Here is a 20,944-nt window from a genome sequence, read left to right on the forward strand (position 1 = left end):
GCTGCCGGAAGGATGGGGTTAGCAGTCGATTTCTTCGACGGTGACACCGGCCGGGATGGCAGCCTTGTCGATGATGATGTCGTAGTCTTCGATGGAGCGCGGAGCGTCGATGCCTTCCTTGCGAACGATTTTGACGGCGTCGTACAGTTTATGAGCCGGAGCGTTGCCGAGCTGGCTTTCGTGCTTGAAGACGATAAGCTTACGGACAGCCATGGAGCCGGCGGGGCGTGCGGCGGAGGCGTCGAAATCGAAGAGGTGGACGAGGGATTCCTTGAGGAGTTCCCAGTCGGATTCGTTGAATCCGGTCTGGGCGGCGAGGAAGGGGTTCACGCATCCGCGCGTGGTATAAACGGCATAGGGGATGGTGTATTTGCGACCCATGGTGCGGTTGTCGCCCTTCTGGTTTTCGGCTTCCTTGACGGTCGTGACGGCGCAACGTGTGACGGCGTATTCCGCACTGAAGACGGGGTCCACGGAGCGTGAGAAAGAGAGCTGCACGGGGCCGCGCACCTGTCCGCAGTTCACATCAGTGGTCATCACGGCGCCGAATGCGCGGATGTCGAAGAAGTTCTGGCACATCCAGGCACGGGCTTCATCTTTGACGGCCTGGTCGGCATTCTTCGCTTCCTTTTTGATGCCTTGGTAGGCGCGTTCGTTCTGGTTGTTGAGAATGGCTTTTTCACGGACGTAGATGTCGCAGCCGGGCTGCCCGTCGCGGGTGAGCTGGACGAAGTTTCGGATTTTGCGCTTGAGGCATACGTCGGTGACGAGGCCGTGGCCGCTTTCGACGTCCACGCGCGGCATGTTGCCGGCATCGGGGTCTCCGTTGGGGTTGGCGTCGAGGGCATCGTAGATGAGGACAAAGTCGATTTTATTCATGGTATTGTGGTATTTTGGTTGGTTGTTGAAAAATGTGGTGGCGGTTTATTCCTGTTCGGTTTTTTCCTGGTCGTTCTTCGGGGTGTAGAAATCCTGCATTTGCTGGTAGTAGCCGAGTGTAAATTGCGCTTGCTGCTCAAGGCTCATGTGGGCGGGGATGGCCGTCAGGTCGCCGACGATGCTCTGGATGAGCTTTTCGCGGTTGATCTTGGCTCCCGGGTCGAGCTGGTTGAGGTGGTGGGAGTACAGCCGCTGCAGGCGGGCCATCACGCCCCGGGGCGTGGCGGATGCGCTGGAGTAGAAGCTGTCGCGGATGGTTCTGTTCAGCTTGCGGTCTCTGTTGGCGTCGAGCTGGGTCTTTTCATAGGCGGCGAAGAGCCGCCCGATCAGGTAGCCGGGTTCTTTGTTGTCCTTGTTTATCATGGGGGTGATGATGGATTGTGTTTCGGTTGATTTTTTGCGGAGGAGCCACGCCTTGAGGTAGGAGCAGCGGATGTAGTTGACGTCGTGGTCGATGGAGATGCGGCGCAGGATAGCCTGTGCGATGGCGTCCGGATAGGGCGCACCGCCGATGATGGAGCGCATCAGTGCCGCGGAGAAGAGCGGCGGGATGTCTTTCGGTTCACGCGCCGTTTCGCGGAGGATGGAGTTCGGAGCAATCAACTTCGGGTCGGGATTTTTGCTGTTCTTTTCCGTCCATTGCGGTTGCAGGCGCAGAGCGTCGTAATGCCGCTGCACAGATTCCATCAGCTCGCCGAAGGTGGATTCAAACCAGAAGCGGATGGAGAGGCGCGAAACATTGGGCGACAGGCCGAGGATATAGAACGGAGCCCCGGCATCGTCGAGGTCGTCCTTTTTCAATTTGCCTTGAGCCAGCTTGTCCAGCACCTCCTGTACGCGGGAGAGGTTTCCGGCGTGCATGGCATCCCGTGGGGGAGAGATGGCGCGTCCGACGATGCTCTCCAGCATTTCCATTTTCGCAGGCGGCACATCCGCCCAGAAGACGGTGGTGGAATCGCCGATCAACTGGCGAGTTTCCTGCCTGCCCAGAAGGTAGTTGAGCGCATTGCAGTACGCGAAGGCGGCATGTTCGCCGACGGGGGCGTTCGCGCTCTGCTCCTTGGCGAAGGAGGTGAAGGAATTGCAGTTGAAGGAGACGAGCTTCGCGCCCATCGACTGGGCATTGGCGACGCCCTTGATGATGGGTTCGTGCAGCACGGCGATTTTCGCCATGCGTCCGGTGACGAGGCACATGCCTTTCTCTCCCTCGTCTTTGGCTTTCTTGCCGTCGGCACCTTTCCAGAGGTCTTCGCCGCCGTCGAGCCACCAGGAGCGGAGTTCGGGCAGCTCGTGAACGTAGTCTTCCTCGCCTTGTATGCGGAAAATCCCGTTACCCGTCAGCAGGTCGGGATTGGTGAAAAGTTCGGGCGCACGCGCCGGATCCCACGCTTCGAGGAAGCGGCAGACGGCGGAATACTGCGGATGGTTGACGACCGTTTCGAGGGCAAGGTGCTTGTCGCGCAAGGCGGCGAAGGCTTCCTGCGCCCGCTTTTCCGCCTTCTCTTCTCCGCTGCCCTTGTAGCCGAGGAGGTAGCCCGTGTTGTCCCACAGGAAGCAGGGGTTCAGACCGGAGCCGGAGGGTTTCGTCCCGCCCAGAACCATGCGTTTCTGGGAGACCATGGCCGTTTTTTTGCCTTTCGGCACTTCGACGCGGATGTCGTCGAAGGCAACGAGGGTTCCGTCCGGCTTCAACACGACGGCATAGGAAATGTTCTGCTTGCTGAAGCCGAGCGTCGGCAGGTCTGCGCCGCGTTCGGAATCGGCGGCGAGGCGGTCGTACAGGGCTGAAAGTTGTTGAAGAATCATACGTCAGGAGTGGGTTTGTGCGAGCGGCGGAACGTCGAGGATGCCCCCGCGGAGCTCCGCCATGAAGAAGCGGGGGTTGGCTGTCAACCGACGGCCGTCGTTGGAACTGACGATCTTGCCTTTCTTGTCGGGTATGTATTCGATGTCGTGCAGCATCATGCCGAGGTGGCGGTTCTGCTGCTCTTCCGGCAGTTCGGAGGCAGGCATGTCGCCGTCTTCCAGAAGGGTGAAATCGACGGGGAATTCGCGCGTGCCGAAGTAGGGCTGGTGGAAGCACTGGCCTTTTGCCGCACGGCGGCAGAACATCTCAAAGTGCTTGGTTTCGGAATCGATTTCCGGGTTTTCATCCCGGCTTCTCAGTTCCACATGGGCTTCGATGACGTAGCCGACTCCGTTCAGCACGGTGGCGGCGCGCTGCTGGCGGGCGTCCTCGATGTTGATGCCCACATTGCCCATGCCGCCCTGCAGCAGTTCGGCCTTGGGTTTGGACATTTTGACGCCGAGTTCGTTGCGCCGGATCTGGGTGAAGCGGATGGGCTTCAGCACGTGAATGCGGTCGATAACCCAGCACATTTGGGGTTTCCAGTAAATGGCCTCGAGGATGCCCCGGGCTGCGGACGGAGTGATGACGTCGTAGCTGAAACGTTCGGCTTTCAGTTCCGGACGCGTGAAGCAGGCGAAATCACCCCAGACATGGAGTTTGACGGTTTTAGGCATGAATTAGCAGTTGTAGAGTGTTTGGTTCGGGTCGTAATTTTTGGTGGGCAGGAAGCCCATGTGAGAATCGTAATAGCTGTCGAGAGTCGGAAGTACGTATACCATGCCGTCGGCATAGCTTTCCACTCGCCCCTGCCGTTCGAGAAAATTCCAGTCCTGGAGGTAAATCTGGATACTGCACGCCTGAATCCGGCGGAACAGTTTCCTGTCGGGCAGAATACCGAGGCTTTTCCGCTTCTGCAACTCGGCGCGGAGACTTTCCCCTTCTTCACCCCATGGAATCATCACGCTGTGCTGGCCTCCCGGAATGAGCTGGAACTTCCGGGCGATCTCCGGGAAGCCGATATGGCGGAAACCGGTCTCTTCGGCGGTGCATCTGCTGAGATCCAGTACGCCGTGTTCATCCCAATGCCCGGTCTGGTCGCCGCGCGTTTTGTAGTACAATTCGAAAAATCTTCTCACGATGTCGGGAGCCAGGATGTCGGCACCGGGGTTGGTATCGCGCACGTCGCGGGCGGCATGGGCGGCGGCGACCAGATCGACGAGAACGGGCGGTAAGTCTGCATCCGACGCTTCATAGGAGAAGACAAGCCCGCCGCCGGGCATTTCGCCGTGGCGGTTGCAGCGTCCGGCGGCCTGCGCCAGCGAGTCGATGCCCGCATGTTCGCGGTAAACGGCGGGAAAGGAGATGTCCACCCCGGCTTCGACGACGCGCGTCGCCACCAGCACCACAGGCAGACCTTCCTTCAACAGGGAGCGGACTTCTCGCAACACTTCGCTGCGGTGCTGCGGACACATGCGGGCGGAGAGGTGGCGGCATGCTGTACCGTCCGGCAGAGATGCCCGCAGCGCGGAGAAAAGTTCCTGCGCCTGCCGTGTCGTGTTGACGATCAGCAGGGCTGAGCCGACGCCGAGGCCCAGAAAGTGTTCGACGATTTCTTCCCTGCTCCGCGTACCGAGGTGGGCGATCTCCACACGCTTCATCTCGCGGGCCAGCATGGCTTCCTGTTCGTCGCCGAGCAGACTTTCCACCTCCGTTTCCTGCCAGCCGATGGGGAATTTATCCTTGCGGTGCATGAGGGCGGGCTGTGTGGCCGTGCAGAGGACGAGGGTGCAGCCGTAATCACGGCGCAGGGTTTTCATCGCTTCGAGGCAGGGAGCCAGCAGGTTGGCGGGCAAGGCCTGAGCCTCGTCGAAGATGACGGCGGTACGCGCGATGCGGTGCAGTTTGCGGCAGGCAGACGGTTTGTGGGCAAACAGGGATTCGAAGAACTGCACGTTCGTCGTCACGATCAGCGGCGCATCCCAGTTTTCGAACATCAGCTTGGTCATCACCGTATCGCGGTCGGCCTCGATATTGGAATGGTGTTCCAGTACGCAATCATGCCCCAGCTCTTCGGAGAGTTCGGCAAATACCTTGCGGAATTCCTCCGCCGTCTGTTCGATGATGCTGGTATAGGGAATCACATAGATGACGCGGTGCAGGCCGTGCTGCACGGCATGGCGCAGTGCGAAACTGAGGGAGGACAATGTTTTTCCACCTCCCGTCGGCACATTGAGGCGGTACACGCCGGGCTTTCGGTCGGCATGATCGAAGCAGGAGCGGTGGATTTCCGCCCGCAGCGAGGAGATTTTGCCGGGTGCAGCCCCTTCCTCCAAAGCGGAAAGGCGGCTTTCCAGCATGCCGCTCATGCGGTCGAGGATGTCGCCGGGCCACCGGGGGCGTTCCGCCTGCTGGGCGGGATTCATGAAAGCTTCCGTGGAAAGGAAGTCGGCATCGACGAGGCAGGAGAACATCATGCGGATCTGCATGGCCGTCGCATACCCGAATCGGCGGGGTTCATTCAGCAGAGCCAGGGCATCGTCGCTCCAGAGCTTCTTCACAGGGTCGTGCTTCAGGAGGTCGGGGTGGGCGAACGAACGCCATTCGGGATGGTCTCCCTTCAAACGTTCGTAAAACAATGCCGTTCCTTTCGGCAGGCCGCCGTGGTGCCCGGCAATCGCGTAGGCCATGAAATCGCCGAGAACGGGATTCTGCTCCATCGCGTATTTCGCTCCGGCGGAGGAATGGTCTACCCGGCCGCCCGTCGCGGCATGCTCTTCTTCCGAATCTCCGGTCGCACCGATGTGCTTCTGGAACTCGCGGGAGAATTTGCCAAGGTCGTGCCAGAGCCCGAGCCGCCACCCCCATTTCCTCCACTCATCGTTCACTCCGAAGGTCATGGCCTCGGCGAACCGGGCGCACAGCTCGGCCGTGCGGTTGGCATGGCCGATGGTCGAGGAACCGTCTCCTTCATAGGTATAGATCGGTTCCCACAGGTTGAGGTCGGTGGTACCGGGGAGAGAGTGGGCGTAGGAATAGTACATGGAGGGGATCGCCCCAACAATACTATAGGGGCGCGTGGTCGAAAAGGAAAAATCGCCTTTCCTGAAAATTTAGTTAGAAATTTCCCTATTTCAACCTCAAGGGAAGCCCAGCCACAGACAGGAATACGGCATCAGCCTTCTGCGCCAGCCACTGGTTCGCCAGGCCGAGGCCGTCGCAAAACAGACGCGTTTCACGGCTGCCGGAGACGATGCCCAATCCCGCTTCGGAACTGACGACAATCCACGGCAGGCCGGAGCTTGCCGCCAGTTCGGTCAACCCGTCGAGTTCTTCGCGCAGCCGGGTTTCAAAGGCTGCACCGTCTTCGGGATCCCCGGCATACAGGGTATTGCTCGCCAGCAGCGTCACACAATCCAGCATCACGGCATCGGCTCCGGCCAGTGCGCCGGATTGGCGAACGGAGGCGGCCACATGGCGGGGGAATTCGAGCGTCGCCCAGTCGGCGGGGCGTCGTTCGCGATGCCTCCGCACGCGCTCCTGCATGCTGCCTGCGCCGGAGAGAACTTCCGCCGTCGCCACATAGACGATGCGGGAACCGCAGCGGGCGGCGATGCCTTCGGCCAGTTCGCTTTTTCCGCTGCGCGTACCGCCCAGCACAAGGGTAAGGGAGGAGCGTCCCGGTTCAGGAGTAAAGTCGTCGGTAGCGTTCATAAGATTGCATCATGGCTTGGTGAGAGTTCAGGAAGTCGTCCAGCGTAAAGACCTCCAGCGTAATCACGGGTTCGAAGCGGATGTCCCACAGCTTGTGCAGCAGGGCATCGAGCTTGTCTTCCGGCATGTGGTGCAGGGATTTGTGGTCGCGTTTTTCGAGTCCGTGGAGGTGGCACATGCGGATTTCCGGCAGCCATCTGTCGAGCAGCTCTTCGGGCTTATGCCCGTCTTTCCACACGTGGCCCATGTCGAAACAGCGGGAAAAGGGCATCCGCTCCAGAATGCCGTCCAGATAATCGGCCGGATGCCATTCGATATTCTCCAGAGCGAGATATTCCGGAGCGGGCAAATGATGCCGCACGCGCTCCAGCGAGGCAAGGGCGCGTTCCGTCTCCGCTTCCGTCAGCGGGGGAACCATATATTCGCGCGGCGTCTTGTCCGCTTCCACATGCAGCACCCAGGAATGGGGCGCGAGCGGCAGGGTGCGGTCGATGGCCCGGCAGAGGTTGTCCGTAAATTCGAGCGCGGCCTTGTCGGAGGAATAATCGCCGTCCGTCGGCAGGTGAACGTTCCATGTCAGCCCCTCGCCGTCTCCGATGCGTTTCAGCTCGTCAATATCGGATGCGGGCAGCAGGTATTCGCCTTTCGGCCCGACCTGAAGCAGCAGCAGCGAAATATCGTCCAGATATTCGGCGCAGCCGCGCACGGCGGGCACGTAATCATCCGGCACGATGAACGACGTGCCTCCGATCTTCAGTCCTGGAACGCGGCATTTCATCAGAAGGCGCAGAAAGTCAGCAGCACAAGCCATTCGGTGCTTTCCACCGTCCAGCCGAACACGTCGCCTGTCACGCCGCCCAGCCTCCGGCGGGCGTAGGAAAGCATCAGGAACGATCCCGCCAGCGCGACGGCCAGCGCATCCCATCCCCTGATTCCCGCCACAGCACAGGCGGCGAGAGTCGTCGCGGCGGCGATCCACGCATGCACGGGGCGCGTCCCCTGCCGGAACGCGTCGCCCATGCCGCCCGGCCTTGCACTCGGGTACTGCATGGCGATGAATATCTGGGCGCGGGCGAGCAGTCCGGCCAGAGCGCAGGGAACGATCATCATCCATACGCTTCCCGTTCCGGCCAGGCAGGCCAGAGCCGCAGCCTTGAACCCCAGATTGAACAACAGAAAGGTGCCGCCGAAGGTACCGAGCCGGGAATCCTTCATGATCTCCAGCCGCCGCTCGCGGGAGACTTCCACCGGCAGGCCGTCGCCGCAATCGGCCACGCCGTCCAGATGCAGGCCGCCCGTCACCACCACCCAGACCGCACAGGCGATCACGCCGCACAGAAGCGGGGGGAACATCAGAGAGGCTCCCCACAGCAGCAGCCCGGCCAATCCGCCCACGACGATGCCGACGAGCGGCAGCCACGCGGAAATGCCGTGCAGATCCCGCTGCAGCGGCCACGGCCCCACGGGAATGCGGGTCAGGAAACCGAAGGCGGAACGAATACCGGTCAACAGGCGGAGCATGGAAAGGAGGTCACTTGTTCTGAATGATGCACATTTCGTCGATCGTCTTCATCTCGGAAAGAATGCGCGTCGCCGCATCCAGTATCGGGAAGAAGAGAGCCGCTCCCGTGCCTTCGCCGAGGCACATGCCGAGATCAAGGTACATCGTCACGCCGATATGCTTCATGATCAGGGCATGGCCGGGTTCCGCCGAGGTATGCGAACCGATGAAGTATTGAGCCACGGCGGGGTCGATTCCCTGCGCAATGGCGGCGGCGGCTCCGGCAATGAACCCGTCGATCACGATCGGCACGCGCAGCGAGGCCGCTCCGAGCATCAGCCCGGCCATGGCTCCGATCTCCGGGCCGCCCACCTTCGCGAGTACGTCGATGGCGTCGTTCGGATCGGGCCGGTTCAGGGAGATGCCCTTTTCAATCAGCTCGATCTTGCGGCGGATGATGTCCGCACGCACGCCGGAACCCTTGCCTGTGACCAGTTCCACCGGGCTGCCCGTCATCACGGCGACGATGGCGGAGGAAGGAGTCGTATTGCCGATGCCCATTTCCCCGGCGGCGATGATGTCCAGCCCCTTCGCCTTCTCGGCGCGAGCCATTTCGATACCGATTTCCAGGCATCGTTCCGCCTGCTCGCGGGACATCGCGGGGCCTTCGCTGAAATCGTTCGCCCCTCGCATCACCTTGCGGTCCACAAGGCCGGGATAGCCGCCGAAATCGTAATCCACTCCCACATCCACCACCGTGAGGCGTGCCCCGGCATTGCGCGTGAACGCGCTGATGGTCGCGCCGCCGTCGATGAAATTGCGCGTCTGGATATGCGTCACCTCCGCACCTGTCAGGCTCAGGCCGTGGTCGGCAATATGGTGGTCGGCGGCGAACAGCACCACGGCCTTGTCCTTGAGGCGCGGAGCGGGATTGCCCGCCATCCCGGCGATGCGGGCGGCGAGGGGTTCCAGTTTGCCGAGAGCGTAAGGAGGCTTGGCCAGCCTGTCCATGCGGGAGGCGGCTTTTTGTTCGGCCTGCGTATCGAGAGGGGGAATCGTAAGTCGGTTCATCGTCGTATCAATTTTCAAAAAATCGGTGGACGCGGAACCGCCCATCTCCCGAAGTATAGGCAATGCCCCCGTCCATGTCAAGCGGCGCAAGCCCGCAAACCCTATCCGAAAACATCTCCAAGCCCGCTTCCCGGCAGGCCGTCCGCCCTGGCGCCGAAGCTGCCGGGAACTCCCGCCGGACGCACAGTTACGGCTTGACCCCGCCCCCCGCCGCGCGTATAGTCCTTCGCGAACGTATGAAAGACCAAATCGCACGCATTCAAGCGGAAGCCATGTCGCGCATCGCAGAAATCGCGGACATGAAAGGGCTGGAAGACGCCCGCGTCGCCATTCTCGGCAAGAAGGGTACTCTGACGCAAGCCCAGCAGGGCATGAAAGACGTGCCCAAGGAAGACAAGCCCGCCGTCGGCCAGATGCTCAACGAAGCCCGCGCCGCCATCACGGCCGCCCTCGAAGAACGCCAGAACGCCCTGCAGGAAGCGGCGGACAAGGCAGCCGTCGCAGGCATCGACCTCACGCTTCCCGCCCGTTCCCTCCCCGCAGGCGGCCTTCATCCCCTCACCCTCGTGCGCGACGAAGCCGTCCGCGTACTGCGCCGCATGGGCTTCGCCCTCGCGGAAGGCCCTGAAATCGAAGACGAGTTCCACTGCTTCGATGCCCTGAACACGCCGACTGACCACCCCGCCCGCAACGAGAAGGATACGTTCTACTTCGACAGCGGAAAGCTTCTCCGCACCCATACTTCCACCGTGCAGGTGCGCGCCATGGAAAAGCAGGCGCCGCCCGTCCGCATCATCTCCCCCGGCTCCGCCTACCGCCGCGACGAGATCGACGCCACCCACCTCTCCGCCTTCAACCAGATCGAAGGCCTTTATGTGGACAAAGACGTGACCGTCGGCGACCTCAAGGGTACCCTCGAATACTTCCTGAAAGCCCTCTTCGGCTCGGAAACGGATGTCCGCTTCCGCCCCCACTTCTTCCCCTTCACCGAACCCAGCTTTGAAATCGACGTCAAGCTCACCGTCGCCGGACAGGCTCCGCGCTGGATCGAAATCGCCGGTTGCGGCATGATCGACCCTGCCGTCCTCGAAGCGGTGGACGCCTCGCGCGGCAGCAGCGACTACGCCGGACTCTCCGGCTTCGCCTTCGGCATCGGCCTCGAACGCCTCGCCATGATCCGCTGGGGCATCCGCGACATCCGCCTCCTCATCGAAAACGACGTCCGCTTCCTCGCCCAATTCCAATAAACATTTCCCCCCTTTCCTCACATGAACGTTTCACTCAACTGGCTTTCCCAATACATCGACCTCGAAGGGCTCGGCACGCAGGAAATCTCCGACATGCTCACCTTCGCCGGCATTGAAGTCGAAGGCATCCAGGAACGCGGCGTCAAAAGCGACCTCGTCGTCGTCGCACAAGTCGTCTCCGCCGACCCCCACCCGCAGGCCGACCGCCTCAAGGTGTGCCAGGTCGATGCCGGAGAAGGCTCCCTCCGCCAGATCGTCTGCGGCGCACAGAACTACAAGGTGGGCGACAAAGTGCCCTGCTCCCTGCCCGGCGCCCAGCTCCCCGGCGGCATTGAAATCAAGGAAGGCAAGCTCCGCGGCGTCGAATCGCGCGGCATGCTCTGCTCCGCTTCCGAACTCGGCCTGCCGGATGCCACGCACGGCCTCTGGATTCTCCCCGAAGACATGAAGATCGGCACCCCCGTGCGTACCTTCGTCAAGACGGACACCATCTTCGAACTCGAAATCACGCCGAACCGCCCCGACCTCCTCTCTCACTGGGGCATGGCCCGCGAACTCGCCGCCATCACCGGACGCACCCTCAAGGCGGATCCCGCCGAAGAAGCCGCCCGCAGCATCGAAACCACGGATGCGGGCGACCACATCCGCCTCGAAGCCCCCGCCGCCTGCCCGCTCTACACAGCCGTCAAAATCAGCGGCGTAAAGATCGGCCCCAGCCCGGAATGGCTCGCCGAACGCCTCGTCTCCATCGGCCTGCGCCCCATCAACAACATCGTGGACATCACCAACTACGTTCTCCACGAAATCGGCCATCCCCTCCACGCCTTCGACGCCTCCAAAATCTCGGAAGGCATCGCCGTGCGCCCCGCGCATGACGGCGAGCAGTTCCAAGCCCTCGTCGGCGGCACCTACACCCTCACCCCTGAAGACCTCGTCATCGCGGACCACTCCGGCAAGGCGCTCGCCCTCGGCGGCGTCATGGGCGGAGCCGAAAGCGGCGTCACCGAAGCCACCACGGACATCGTCCTCGAATCCGCCTGGTTCCAGCGCTCCGGCATCCGCTTCACCTCCCGCAGGCTCGCCCTCGGCTCGGACTCCTCCTACCGCTTCGAACGCGGCACCTCGCCGTGGAACGTCCTCCGCGCCGCAGCCCGCGCCCGCCAGCTCATCCTCGAAATCGCCGGAGGCACGGCAGGCCCCGTCCGCGTCGGCGGGCAGGCCCCTACCCTCGTCCCCGAAAGCGCGGCTCCGACCGCCACCGTCATCGAACAGGGGACGGAAGCCAAAATCTACTACGCGCTCGACAACGTCCACCTCGACTGGTCCGCCCTCGACCGCATGGCCGGAGGAGCCGTGCCACACCTCGAAGCCGCCGCCATCCTCAAACGCCTCGGCTGCAATGATACCGACGGCAAAGGCAACTGGGACTGCCCGCCGTGGCGTCTCGACCTGAAACGCGACTGCGATCTTCTCGAAGAAATCATCCGCGTGTATGGGCTGGACAACATACCCTCCCGCTACATCGCCCGCTACAGCGAAGAATCCGCCGTAGACCGCGCCCACGACTTCCGCATGAGCCTCGCCCGCCGCCTCGCCGCGCTCGGCTTCTGGGAAGCGCAGACGCTCAAACTCATCGCCACCGAGTCCCCGGACGGCACCGTGCCGCAGCTCCGCGACGCGCAGCCCCTGCGCCCCCTGATGGAAGGCGATGTCATCCGCGTCGCCCTCCCCCTCAGCGAAGACCATGCCGTCCTCCGCCCCTCGCTTGCCCCCGGCCTCGTCTCCGTCGCCGTGCGCAACATGAACCAGGGCATGACCAGCCTCCGCTTCTTCGAAATGGGCCGCTTCTTCCGCAACACGGGCGGCGGCAAGGGCAAGGACATCGAAACGGACGTCGTCGGCATTTTCATGGCAGGCAAATCCGCCCCGGCCTCGTGGAGCAATCCGAAACCCGGCAACATCTCCTTTGAAGACCTCACCGCCGTCATCTGCAGCCTCGTGCCGAATGCGGCCGTCACCCTCACACCTGCCCGCCCCCGCCCCGAAGCGGCCATCGGCGCGGACGTACAGATCAACGGCACCGCCTGCGGCTACTTCGCCCGGATGAACATCGCCCGCTGCCGCGAACTCGGCCTGCCGGAAGAAACGTACTACTGCGCCATCGAACTCCGCAAGCTGCAGGACATCGCCACCGCGCCGATGCGCGTCAAGGAACTCCCGCAGTTCCCCGGCTCCTCCCGCGACGCAGCCATGGACGTACCCGCCACCACCACCAATGCGGACATCCTGAAAGCCATCGCCGGAGCCAAACAGCCCCTGCTCGTCAGCTACAAGTGCTTCGACGTATTCGCCGACCCGACGGGCGTCAAACTCGCGGCCGACCGCAAATCCATGGCCTATACCTTCCTGTACCGGGCGGCAGACAAAACCTTGACTGCCGCCGAAGTCGATGCCGCCCACAAGGCCGTACTCGACCACCTCGGCAAGCAGATCAAAACCCTGCAATACAGATAACAGGCACCGCCGCCATGCCGCAAGCCGCCGCGCTGCGGCATGGCCGCCCCTTCCAGCACGCGCCATGACTCCCCCCGTCATCCTCAGCATCGCCGGTTCCGACTGCTCCTCGGGAGCGGGCATTCAGGCCGACCTGAAGGTAGCGCACGCACTGGGAGTCTTCTCCCTCACCGCCGTCACCTGCGTCGTCTCGGAAGTGCCGGGCGATGTCAGCGCCATCCAGGCCATTGAGCCGGAACTCGTCGCCGACCAGGTACGCATCTGCCTCGACACATTCCCCGTCGCCGCAGTCAAAACGGGCATGCTCTACTCGCCCGAAATCGTGGGCGCCTGCGCTCCCCTCCTGCGCCGGTCCGGATTGCCCCTCGTCGTCGACCCCGTCATGATCGCCACCGCAGGCGATCCCCTGATGCTCGAAAGCGCCATCACCGCCTACGAAAGCGACATCCTCCCCATCACCACCCTCCTCACCCCCAATACCGACGAACTCGCCCGCCTTCTCGGCTGCGGGACCATCACTACCGCCGCACGGCTGAAAGAAGCCACCCATGCCCTCTGCGGCAAATACGGCTGCGCCGTACTCGGCAAAGGCGGCCATCTCAGCAACCGCTGCCACGACATCCTCGCCCTCCCCGGCGGGCAAACATTTGAATGGACGCGGGATAAAATCTCCGGAGTCTCCACCCACGGCACGGGCTGCAGCCTCTCCTCCGCCATCGCCTCCCTGCTGGCGCACGGCCTCCCCCTTCCCGAAGCCGTCTCTTCCGCGCTCGACTTCGTGGCGCAATCCATCGCCGCGCACCACCGCTGGCAGCATCAGGGCCTCGGCATCGACGTGCTGAACCACGCCATGCCCTCCCGCACCTGACACGGCGCCCCCTTGCTGGGTAAACGCATCTTGATAGATGCGGCAACATTTCCATCAGGCATGGCGGAACGGATATTTGCACATCCGATTTATTTCCTCTTCATTTTTTCGTTTTTTGGGTTCGAAATTCTCATTTTTCATTGTATACACACTAACAAAAACTAACAAGATTATATCCTGGTTATACAATTTTTGTGTTAGGTAAGAAAAAATCCCTACACAAACATTTTGCACACTTGTATTACTAATTCTAATAACTTGTATTTTGCATTGAAAATAAAAGAAATAAAAATTTCAGAAAAAAGAAATCAACAACATGCAAAAAAATATTTCCAGCAGAAAAACAAACTAACACTACATTGTTATAAGATAGATTTTCTTATTGACCTCAAGTCTGAGCAGGAGCATAGTCGACGCATAGACGATACGTTGTATCACGCACCTTCATCATCATGAAACCTCATCTTCATCCTGCCCTGCTTTCAGTCGTCATGGTTTCCATGGTTGCACCAGCAACTGCCGTCGACATCACCTTGACGAACGGTTCTTCACAGCCTGTCATTTTGACGACGGGCAGCAACACGGTCACGGTAACAGGTACGGACAGTGCGACGATTTCACTTCTCACCGGGTTGAGTCTGGCAGGCTCACAGTTTACCAAAGACGGTACGGGTACATTAACCATTTCGGATTTTGCCACGCTGACTCTCGTCGATCTGATGACTGTTAAATCGGGAAAACTGGTACTCAATCCGACTATTCTTGCCAATCTTCTCAGTTTCAACTCCGCTTACGATATTCAGGGTACAAGCTCGCTGGTCATGGGTACCAACGGAGCATACGGCACCCTCAAACTGAGCGGTACGGGGACCCTGCAATTCACTAAAGGAGGCACTGCTTCCATTCAGGCCCGCAGTGGAAACACCGTTACCAACGCCATCCTATTCGACAACAGCTCGAATACATGCGCCCTGACCTTTTCCGAAAGCACATCCTTGGTCTCCGGCACGATTACATCTCTCAATAATTTGACGATCAATGCCAATGCGACGATGACATTCGGAGCAGCCGTAACCGTCACCAATGCCTTGACCATCAACAAGGCCGACAATGGTTTGATTCGCACCTTCAATGCGCTCGTCACAGCCGGATCGCTCACCCTTCAGGCCGGAGAATCCGGCAACATCGCCAGCACAGCCTTCACAGGAGGAACCAGCATCTCGGGAACAGTAAATGCCGGAGCCTATACCAATATCACAGGCAGCGTGACCGCGCAGAAATTTCTTGCGACCGGAGGGAACGCAACCATCGGAGCCAATCTTTCCATTTCCCAGAATATCGACATCGACAATGCCGGCAACACGATGACCGGCACCGTCGGCGCGGGATCAGTCAACATTTACGACGGCGGCACCCTCACACTGAGCGGCACGCTGAACCTTGCAGCAAGCGGCGCCATCACCATCGGCTCCCAGGGATCATCGGGTACAGCCACTCTGAACGTGACCGGATCGGGCATCATCAACGCCAACACGGGCACCATCACCGTCGGGCGTTCGGGGGTCGCCGGTTCCCTGACCATTCAGAACACGGCTGTCGTCAATGCGCAGACTCTTGCCCTCGTCAACGGATCCGTCACCCTGAGCGGCACGGGGCGTCTGAACATCGGCTCCGGAGGCATCACCGGTACGGGTACCATCAACCTCGGAGCAGGCACAACGCTGCGCGCCATCGACAACTGGACTTCATCCGCTACATCCACCATCGCTTTCGGCGCCAATGCCGCCAATATCAGTTCCAGCACCTTCAACATCACACTCACCGGAGCTCTCACAGGAACGGGCAGCCTCACCAAAACGGGCAGCGGCACACTGACCATCAACGGAGCCGACAAAGCCTTCACGGGTACGTCCATCACCGTCAGCACAGGCACATTGGCCATGAACGTTTCGACAGCCAATATCCTGTCCATGGCGCAGTCCTACAGCATCGCCGCAGGAGCTACGCTGCAACTCAATACCGGAACCTATGCTTCCGCCTTGAAAATCACGGGAACCGGCAACCTCGTTTTCGGTAATGGCGCAACAACCGTCACGCTGAGGGAAAGCACCGGCGCCGCCACCCTTGGCCACAACATCACCTTCGGCAATGTCGCCAGCACGCTGACGCTTGATCCGACACTGACCACCCTCCAAGGCACCTTGTCCGCAGGCTCCGACCTCACCCTCAACGGCACCCAGTTCACCACAGCCAACGGAGCCGTGAACATCACGGGCAAGCTGACTCTCGGCCTCGCCGGGGACGCCGCCCACGCTACGCGCACATTCAACGCTCTTGTTACAGCCGGATCTCTGACCCTGCAGGCGGGCACCTCCACCATCGCCTCCGCCATCAACTTCGCACAGGATGCGACGATCACAGGCGCCCTCACGGCACAGGGATATGCCAACCTCTCCACGGGAACCGGCAAGCAGATTGCCGCAGGCAGCTACCTCTCCACCGGGGGCAACAACACCGTCACCGGAAGGTTGAACCTTAGCGGAGACGCCGTGATCTCCGGTCTCAACGACGTTTGGACGGGAACCGTCAACTCTGCCAACCTGTCCATCAACAGCGGCGCTTCGCTCTCAATGAACAGCGCCACCTACACCCTCGGAGCCGGTGGCGCCATCAACATCGGCAACACGGGCACGTCCGGCACGGGTACACTGAACATCACAGGCTCGTCCACCGTCAACGGTTCCACCGGAACCATCAAAATCGGCAATGCCACCGGCACATCGGGCTTGCTCAATATCGGCAACACATCCGTCGTCAACACGGCCGGCATTGTCATCAACAACGGATCGATCACGTTGTCCGACACGGCAACACTGAACCTCGGCTCAACAGGCATATCCGGTACTGGTACCATTAATTTCAACGGCGGTACGACCATCGGCTCATCGGCCGACTGGAGTTCGGCTTCAGGCGTCACATACGCCGTCAACGGTTCGACTGCCTCCACATTCAACACCAACGGCCACAATGCCACCCTCAACGGAAACATTACGGGTTCCGGCATTCTGACGAAAACGGGTTCCGGCACCCTGACCATCGGCGGCTCCAGCAAAACATTCAGCGGCACGCTCAATATCAATTTGGGAACTGTCTATCTCAACCTGTCTGCGGGCAGCAATCTGGCAGGAACGGTCAACATCGCCTCCAGCACAACCCTCCAGGTGAACGGAAGCACCTACTCAGGCACTCTCGGCATCACGGGTTCGGGCGCTCTCGTCTTCGACAACAGTGCAGCCTCCATCACGCTGAAAGAAGGCACAGGCGCAACAGCCCTGAGCCACAACATCACCTTCGGCAATGTTGCCAGCACGCTGACGCTTGATCCGACTCTGACCACCCTCCAGGGCACCTTGTCCGCAGGTTCCGACCTCACCCTCAACGGCAGCCAGTTCACCACAGCCAACGGAGCCGTGAACATCACGGGCAAGCTGACCCTCGGCCTCGCCGGAGATGCAGCCCACGCCACGCGCACATTCAACGCTCTTGTTACAGCCGGATCTCTGACCCTGCAGGCGGGTACATCCACCATCGCCTCCGCCGTCAACTTCGCGCAGGATGCGACGATCACAGGCGCCCTCACGGCACAGGGATATGCCAACCTCTCCACGGGAACCGGCAAGCAGATTGCCGCAGGCAGCTACCTGTCGATAGGCGGACACAACACCGTCGCCGGAAGGTTGAACCTTAGCGGCGACGCCGTGATCTCCGGTCTCAACGACGTTTGGACGGGAACCGTCAACTCCGCCAACCTATCCATCAACAGCGGCGCTTCGCTCTCGATGAACAGCGCCACCTACACCCTCGGAGCCGGTGGCGCCATCAACATCGGCAACACGGGCACGTCCGGCACGGGTACACTGAACATCACAGGCTCGTCCACCGTCAACGGTTCCACCGGAACCATCAACATCGGCAACGGTTCCGGCACGGCAGGTTCGCTCAACATCCAGAACACCTCCGTCGTCAACACGGCCGGCATTTCCATCAATAACGGATCAATCACGTTGTCCGACACGGCATCCCTGAACATCGGTTCGTCGGGCGTATCCGGAACGGGTACCGTGAACTTCAATGGAGGAACTACCATCAAAGCCGATGCCGATTGGACTTCGGCATCCGGCGTCGGCTACGCCGTCAACGGTTCCACATCCTCGACGCTCAACACCAACGGCCACAATGTCACACTCAACGGCAACATCTCCGGTTCGGGCCGCTTGTACAAGACCGGACAGGGCACCCTGACCATCAGCGGCGGCGATAAATCCTTTACCGGAACAACAACAGCTGCGCAAGGCACTGTACATGTCAATGCCAACATGTACGGCACGGGCAATTCATACGTCGCGGCAGGGGGCACGATCTCCATCTCCAACACGGGCAGCATCTGTACAGGAGGCAGCAGCCAGGCAACTTCCACCGTGCAGGTCACGGCCAAGGCAGCTGGAACCAATGCCACCCTCTCCAATGCCAATGTGACGGCATCCGGAATCGTCTCCGTCGATACGACGGGCACCGTCAAGGCAGCACTCAACAACGCCAAGGTAACCATCAACAGAACAGGTGCGACCATTGACCATGCCATCCTGAACAATACAACGGTTTCTCTCGCACAGAATGCATCGGTCACCTTAAATGATGTCGTCCTCGGCACAGGCTCCCAGATCACGGCAGCTGCGGGAGCCACGGCCACGCTCAATCTTCAAAATACGAAATTGCAGATTGTGAATGCCAATATCACGGGTACGCTGTCCAGCAAAACCGTCGCCCCCGTCGTCAGCGCCAATATATTCAATAGCCACAGCATCAAAGTATCCGGACAACTGACGGTCGATCTGTCCAACTGCCATTACAATCCGGGGAATCATTATGGAGTGCTCGCAGTCGAACTGGGCGCCTTGGCGGCGGACAGCGACGTAAACATTCAATTGACGGGGTGCGATCCCAAGTGGAAGATCATCACGGATCCCGAACGCCTCAAGGGAGTGAAACTCGGCACGGAAGCAGGCGTCGACCTGACCGGAACAGAACTCAACGAACACGGTATTGATCTTGACGGACGAATCTACATCCAGGTACCCGAACCGTCCTCAACCGCCCTGTCTCTGCTGGCACTCTCCGCTCTGGCCATGCGCCGCCGCAGGAAGTAAAAGCGGCAACACGGCCACAGCACCACAGGCAGAGTCTTTTTCAAGCGCCCCCGGATTCCGATCCGAGGGCGTTTTTTCAGAATAACGAATGCCGGATGACAATACGGCCCTCCACAACAAGACCTTTTTCCGGCAACAATCAGGAACCTGCCGTCGCAGCTTCTCCTGCAATCACGCCGCTTTCACTCAATTTTTGAATCGCAGCACAGGCTTCTGCACCGAGGTAACGCTTCAGAGAGCGGGCGGGCGTTTTGTAAATATCCACCAGAATCAGGCAATCCAGCACATCGCCGAACGACTTGTCGATACTGAACGCCAGAATCTTGCCGTTCAGTTTCAAATACTGGCGCAGCAGCACGGGAATGCCCTTGCCGTCGTCCTCGATTTCGGCGACGACTCCGGAGAGATGCTGGGAATCCGTCAGGCCGACCGGCAGAATGCGGAGTTCCGCGCCGTTGAGGCGCATCTTGTGCGGCGGATGGTAGGCGCGCACGCCCATGCACAGCCCTTTCTCCATCTCCTTCGATTCGAGGTAGGAAACGATCAGTGAGCGGGAAAGATTCGTGTATTCGCGGGAAATGCTCACGGTACCGTAAAGGTAGCGGTACTGCGGATGGCGCACCATATAGCTGCCGATTCCCTCCCAGATCATGCTGAGTGCGGCCGGCCTCTTCTGGTACTCGGGCACGATGAAGGCGCGTCCCATCTCCAGCCCCTGCGCGAGAATCTGCAGAGCGGACGGCGAGAAATCGAAAAACTCGGCATTGTACAGCCCCTTAACTCCGTATTGCTGGAGGATTTCATCCGTCAAACCCATGCGGTAGGCGCCGACCATCTTGTCCGCATCCCCGTCCCAAAGGAACAGGTGGCGATAATGGTTGTCGTAGGCGTCGAGGTCGCAGCTGGAGCCTGTGCCCTCCCCTGCTTCGCGGAACGTGATTTCACGCAGGCGTCCGATCTCTCGCAATACCTTGGGAATCTGCGATGAGGCGGCCACATACACACGCCAACCGTTCGATTCCGGCGCGACGAGGCAGTTCTCCGGCGGCAGGGCGTCGATCTCGGCGCGAAGCTCTTCGGAAGGAATGGCCGGTATCACCGCATCCTGCCGGGAATGCTTGGAAACCTTTTTCTGGAACGGGTTGCGGCTCTTTTCGTAGCACTTCGCCAGCAGGTAGGTGCGGAGGCGGAGCTGGGCCACGATCGCATCGTCCGTCGGCAGCAGCGCCAGCGACGCGCCGGATACGGGTTTGCCGATCATGATATGATGCACGCGGCGCGAATCGCGCCCCACTTCGCGGGGAAGGAAGGCCACACGAGCCTCTTTCTTAATCACTGAAATCCCCTGGAAAAGAAGGCTATTACGCCCCGGCAGATAGACGGGCACCGCCGTCGCCTTCGTCCGGCGGATCATGGAGGCGATATGCGTATTCCACGGATCGTCCGTCACCTGCTTATCCTTGTGAGAATAGGAAGAAGCCGTACCCGCCGGGAAAATGCCGATGCAGCCGCCGTTCTTCAACCATTGCAGCATCTGCTTGATGCCCGTGTAATTCTTGCGAGTCGCTTCTTCGCCTCCGTACACATCCACTTGGATCATCCACGGTTCCAACTCCTTGCAAAGCGTCAGCTGCTCATTCGCCACGATGCGCACATCCGAACGGACGCGCGTCAGCAGATCGCCGAACATCAGGCCGTCCGAAAGGCCGTGGGGATGGTTGGCCACCACGATGGCGGGCCCCGTCTTCGGGATATGGTCGATATCGCCCTGCCGCAGATGGTAGCGCAGGTTCAGATACTTGACAGCCAACGAGAAAAAGTTCTCATGCGTCCCAGCCTCCATATCGCGCACGATCTTGGCATACGCATTGTTCAGGCGGGTCAGCCCCAGTACGCGCTCGGCCGAAGAGGCGACAATAGCAGGCATGTGGACGGATTCTCCGAGCAGGTCGCGTATATCCACCATTTTAGGCTGTCGGGCGTGTGCCATGACCGGGAGAATAACACAAAACGGCCATATATCCAGCAAAAAACGCC

At 60.5% G+C, this 20,944-nt stretch carries 13 protein-coding genes; 4 read left to right on the top strand and 9 right to left on the bottom strand.

Annotated features, from left to right (window positions below; genetic code table 11):
* Positions 1 to 18 precede the first annotated feature (18 nt).
* From cas7c to cobT, 8 genes are all read right to left on the bottom strand, one after another.
* Positions 19 to 879: a type I-C CRISPR-associated protein Cas7/Csd2 gene (cas7c, locus tag AC781_RS11640; protein ID WP_067777641.1), complete on the bottom strand. Its 861-nt coding sequence runs from the start codon at positions 877 to 879 to the stop codon at positions 19 to 21.
* Between the two features lie 45 nt (positions 880 to 924).
* Complete coding sequence (gene cas8c, locus AC781_RS11645) at positions 925 to 2,745, bottom strand: type I-C CRISPR-associated protein Cas8c/Csd1 (RefSeq protein ID WP_067777642.1); 1,821 nt, start codon at positions 2,743 to 2,745, stop codon at positions 925 to 927.
* A 3-nt stretch (positions 2,746 to 2,748) separates the two neighbouring features.
* On the bottom strand, positions 2,749 to 3,462 hold the full coding sequence (gene cas5c / locus AC781_RS11650; protein ID WP_067777643.1) for a type I-C CRISPR-associated protein Cas5c: 714 nt from the start codon (positions 3,460 to 3,462) through the stop codon (positions 2,749 to 2,751).
* A gap of 3 nt (positions 3,463 to 3,465) precedes the next feature.
* Positions 3,466 to 5,829 carry a CRISPR-associated helicase/endonuclease Cas3 gene (locus tag AC781_RS11655; protein WP_067777644.1) on the bottom strand — a complete coding sequence of 788 codons (2,364 nt, stop codon included), beginning with the start codon at positions 5,827 to 5,829 and terminating at the stop codon, positions 3,466 to 3,468.
* 85 nt (positions 5,830 to 5,914) lie between these two features.
* The gene (locus AC781_RS11660; RefSeq protein ID WP_067777645.1) at positions 5,915 to 6,499 is read right to left on the bottom strand and encodes a bifunctional adenosylcobinamide kinase/adenosylcobinamide-phosphate guanylyltransferase; all 585 of its coding nucleotides are present in this window, start codon (positions 6,497 to 6,499) and stop codon (positions 5,915 to 5,917) included.
* Positions 6,471 to 7,277, bottom strand: a complete 807-nt coding sequence (gene cbiR / locus AC781_RS11665) for a cobamide remodeling phosphodiesterase CbiR (protein WP_067777646.1) — start codon at positions 7,275 to 7,277, stop codon at positions 6,471 to 6,473. The genes AC781_RS11660 and cbiR overlap by 29 nt, the downstream gene beginning before the upstream one ends.
* Entirely contained in the window at positions 7,277 to 8,020 is a 744-nt protein-coding gene (cobS, locus tag AC781_RS11670) for an adenosylcobinamide-GDP ribazoletransferase (RefSeq protein ID WP_067777647.1), read from the bottom strand. Before cobS ends, cbiR begins: the two co-directional genes overlap by 1 nt.
* Positions 8,021 to 8,030: 10 nt before the next feature.
* A complete protein-coding gene (gene cobT, locus AC781_RS11675) occupies positions 8,031 to 9,071 on the bottom strand; it encodes a nicotinate-nucleotide--dimethylbenzimidazole phosphoribosyltransferase (protein WP_067777683.1) in 1,041 nt (346 codons plus the stop codon).
* Between the two features lie 236 nt (positions 9,072 to 9,307).
* Here cobT and pheS point away from each other — a divergent pair, with 236 nt between their 5' ends.
* The 4 genes from pheS to AC781_RS11695 all read left to right on the top strand — a co-directional run bounded on the left by pheS (position 9,308) and on the right by AC781_RS11695 (position 18,907).
* Complete coding sequence (gene pheS / locus AC781_RS11680; RefSeq protein WP_067777684.1) at positions 9,308 to 10,318, top strand: phenylalanine--tRNA ligase subunit alpha; 1,011 nt, start codon at positions 9,308 to 9,310, stop codon at positions 10,316 to 10,318.
* Between the two features lie 21 nt (positions 10,319 to 10,339).
* Positions 10,340 to 12,832, top strand: coding sequence for a phenylalanine--tRNA ligase subunit beta (gene pheT, locus AC781_RS11685; RefSeq protein ID WP_067777648.1), 2,493 nt, complete (start codon positions 10,340 to 10,342; stop codon positions 12,830 to 12,832).
* 64 nt (positions 12,833 to 12,896) lie between these two features.
* Complete coding sequence (thiD, locus tag AC781_RS11690; protein WP_067777649.1) at positions 12,897 to 13,700, top strand: bifunctional hydroxymethylpyrimidine kinase/phosphomethylpyrimidine kinase; 804 nt, start codon at positions 12,897 to 12,899, stop codon at positions 13,698 to 13,700.
* A 452-nt stretch (positions 13,701 to 14,152) separates the two neighbouring features.
* Entirely contained in the window at positions 14,153 to 18,907 is a 4,755-nt protein-coding gene (locus tag AC781_RS11695; protein WP_083077044.1) for a PEP-CTERM sorting domain-containing protein, read from the top strand.
* Positions 18,908 to 19,046: 139 nt separating this feature from the next.
* Here the strand turns inward: AC781_RS11695 and AC781_RS11700 are convergent, their stop codons facing one another.
* Positions 19,047 to 20,897: a bifunctional lysophospholipid acyltransferase family protein/GNAT family N-acetyltransferase gene (locus AC781_RS11700; RefSeq protein WP_172801829.1), complete on the bottom strand. Its 1,851-nt coding sequence runs from the start codon at positions 20,895 to 20,897 to the stop codon at positions 19,047 to 19,049.
* Positions 20,898 to 20,944 lie beyond the last annotated feature (47 nt).

This window comes from Neoakkermansia glycaniphila (assembly GCF_001683795.1).
Taxonomy (GTDB): Bacteria; Verrucomicrobiota; Verrucomicrobiia; order Verrucomicrobiales; family Akkermansiaceae; genus Akkermansia; species Akkermansia glycaniphila.